Source organism: Streptomyces sp. NPDC047028, assembly GCF_040644095.1.
In the GTDB taxonomy this organism is placed as follows: Bacteria; Actinomycetota; Actinomycetes; order Streptomycetales; family Streptomycetaceae; genus Streptomyces.
Map to the genome: position 1 here is coordinate 1 of NZ_JBEYVS010000140.1, position 1,012 is coordinate 1,012.

A 1,012-nucleotide genomic window follows, 5' to 3' on the forward strand; every position below is an offset into this window, starting at 1 on the left:
GAGAACCCGGCGTTGCGGTCGGGTGTCCACTGCATGGGGGTGCGTACGGCGTCGCGGTCGCCGAGCCAGATGTTGTCGCCCATGCCGATCTCGTCGCCGTAGTAGAGGATCGGCGAGCCGGGCAGGGAGAGCAGCAGGGCGGTGAAGAGTTCGATCTGGTTGCGGTCGTTGTCGAGGAGGGGCGCGAGGCGGCGGCGGATGCCGATGTTGGCGCGCATACGCGGGTCTTTCGCGTATTCGGCCCACATGTAGTCGCGTTCCTCGTCGGTGACCATCTCCAGGGTCAGCTCGTCGTGGTTGCGCAGGAAGATGCCCCACTGGCAGTTGGAGGGGATGGCCGGTGTCTTGGCCAGGATCTCGGAGACCGGGTAGCGCGATTCACGGCGTACGGCCATGAAGATGCGCGGCATGACGGGGAAGTGGAAGGCCATGTGGCACTCGTCGCCGCCGGAGGCGTAGTCCCCGAAGTAGTCGACGACGTCCTCGGGCCACTGGTTGGCCTCCGCCAGCAGCACCGTGTCCGGGTACATCGCGTCGATCTCGCGGCGCACGCGTTTGAGGAACTCGTGCGTGGCGGGGAGGTTCTCGCAGTTGGTGCCCTCGGCCGAGTAGAGATAGGGGACGGCGTCCAGCCGGAATCCGTCGATGCCAAGGTCCAGCCAGAACTTCAGCGCCGCCAGGATCTCCTCCTGCACCGCCGGGTTCTCGTAGTTCAGGTCCGGCTGGTGCGAGAAGAAGCGGTGGAAGAAGTACTGGCCCCGGACGGGATCGAACGTCCAGTTGGAGGCCTCGGTGTCGACGAAGATGATCCGCGCGTCCTGGTACTGCTTGTCGTCGTCGGCCCACATGTAGTAGTCGCCGTAAGGCCCGTCGGGGTTGGTGCGTGACTCCTGGAACCACGGGTGCTGGTCGCTGGTGTGGTTCATGACGAAGTCGATGATGACGCGCATGCCGCGCTGGTGGGCGGCGTCCACGAACTCCACGAAGTCGGCGAGGTCTCCGAACTCCGGCA

At 65.4% G+C, this 1,012-nt stretch carries 1 protein-coding gene; it reads right to left on the bottom strand.

Annotated features, from left to right (window positions below):
* The coding region (locus ABZ854_RS37310) for an alpha-amylase family glycosyl hydrolase (RefSeq protein ID WP_361220528.1) at window positions 1-1,012 on the bottom strand (1,012 nt) is incomplete at both ends.